3 protein-coding genes are annotated in these 1,512 nt (G+C 59.8%); 1 reads left to right on the top strand and 2 read right to left on the bottom strand.

Features of this window, described 5'->3' with window-relative positions; translation table 11 throughout:
* Nucleotides 1-118: 118 nt before the first annotated feature.
* Complete coding sequence (locus PMI32_RS02315; RefSeq protein ID WP_008034789.1) at nt 119-490, bottom strand: YajD family HNH nuclease; 372 nt, start codon at nt 488-490, stop codon at nt 119-121.
* A 48-nt stretch (nt 491-538) separates the two neighbouring features.
* Complete coding sequence (locus tag PMI32_RS02320; RefSeq protein ID WP_008034788.1) at nt 539-1,225, bottom strand: spermidine synthase; 687 nt, start codon at nt 1,223-1,225, stop codon at nt 539-541.
* A 92-nt stretch (nt 1,226-1,317) separates the two neighbouring features.
* Here PMI32_RS02320 and PMI32_RS02325 point away from each other — a divergent pair.
* A partial coding sequence (locus tag PMI32_RS02325; RefSeq protein WP_008034787.1) for a hypothetical protein occupies nt 1,318-1,512 on the top strand: 195 nt, incomplete at its 3' end.

The following is a 1,512-nucleotide window of genomic DNA, read 5'->3' as shown; positions in this document are numbered from 1 at the left end:
CATCGCCGGAAAGCCAGCTCCTACAGTGGGTACTCGTTAAGCACAAAATATGTGAACGACACATGACACTGTAGGAGCTGGCTTGCCAGCGATGGGGCCGGGTCAGGCAAACAAATCTTCAGTCGTCTTTTTTCATCAACCCGGCCAACGCCGCAAACGGGTTATGCGTCGCCTTGGCAATCTTCGGCGTGCTCAACGAGCCTTCACCGAAATACTGCTGGTCGGTATACCGCGAGTGTTCGTTGTCGTGGCAATACAGGCACAACAATTCCCAGTTCGAACCATCCTGCGGGTTGTTGTCGTGGTTGTGGTCGCGGTGGTGCACGGTCAGTTCACTCAGGCGCTTGCCGGAAAACTCACGGGCGCAGCGGCCGCACACGTGCGGGTACATCTTCAGGGCTTTGTCGCGGTAACCCATTTCCTTGTCGCGCTGGTTGTCGGCGAGGATGCGGTCCAGCTTCGAGGTGTTGGTCGGTGTTGACGAACTCATGGGTTCACCTTTGTAAAAGACTAATGACGGTTATGACGTAAGTTTAGCCTAGCCCTTGAGCTTCTCGGCAATCCAGATGGTGTGGCGGGTGCCCTTGTTGCCGTGGGCGAAGACCTGGACTTCCTCGGCCTTGAAGCCCGCCTTCTTCAGTTTGTCGGAAAACTGCTTGTCGGCGCTGGCCGACCAGACGGCCAGCACACCTTTTGGTCGCAGGGCTTTGGCGCAGGCGCTCAGGCCGCCCGCCGAATAGAGCCAGCTGTTGGCTCTCTGGGTCAGGCCTTCCGGGCCGTTATCGACGTCGAGCATGATCGCATCGAAACCTTGCGGTTCGGCCTGCAGCACGTTCGCCACGTCTTCCATGCGAATCACCGTGCGTTTATCCAGCAGCGGGTTCCCGGCTTTCTCGCCCAGCGGCCCGCGATTCCACTCGACCACGCCCGGCACCAGTTCGGCGACCACCACTTCAGCGCTCTTGCCCAAATGCTTGAGGGCCGAGGCGAGGGTAAAGCCCATGCCCAGGCCACCGATCAATACCCGTGAATTGGGCCGTCCGGCGACCTTGCGGCAGGGGATCTCGGCCAGCGCATCTTCGGAACCGTGCATGCGCGTATTCATCAATTGTCCGCCGTCGCCGCCCTGGATCTTGATGACGAAATCCTCACCGTATTCGAACAGGCACAGGGCACCGCCGTTTTCAGGGATAGGCGCGGTGTCGAGCAGAACGAAACGTTTCATGGGGTTCTCTTGAGGAGGAAGGGCATGGGGGAGGCAAACGAACGCAGTTGGGAGTAGCCTGCAAATAGACAACAAGGCCAACGGAGCCATTGATGAAGCGCACCATTCTAACGGTCATTGCCTTGGCCGCGCTCTCGATAACTGCAGTGCAGGCCCAAGAGCTGCAAACCATTCCGACCAGCCCGTCACCGCTGCCCGGTTCGCCCGGCACGGCAACGCCGACGCCGTACCCGCAGATCACCCCCAACAGTGTGCCAAAAGTCGGGCCTGGCAGTGGCGGGCCGCCG

The sequence above is a fragment of the Pseudomonas sp. GM60 genome (assembly GCF_000282415.1).
GTDB classification, from domain to species: domain Bacteria; phylum Pseudomonadota; class Gammaproteobacteria; order Pseudomonadales; family Pseudomonadaceae; genus Aquipseudomonas; species Aquipseudomonas migulae.
The sequence above is the reverse complement of the archived record's forward strand: the minus strand, read 5'-3'. Positions and strand labels throughout refer to the sequence as shown.

Excerpts from the sequence above, each read along its gene's own strand:
- PMI32_RS02315 (WP_008034789.1), bottom strand. The coding sequence starts at position 490 with ATGAGTTCGTCAACACCGACCAACACCTCGAAGCTGGACCGCATCCTC.
- PMI32_RS02320 (WP_008034788.1), bottom strand. The coding sequence starts at position 1,225 with ATGAAACGTTTCGTTCTGCTCGACACCGCGCCTATCCCTGAAAACGGC.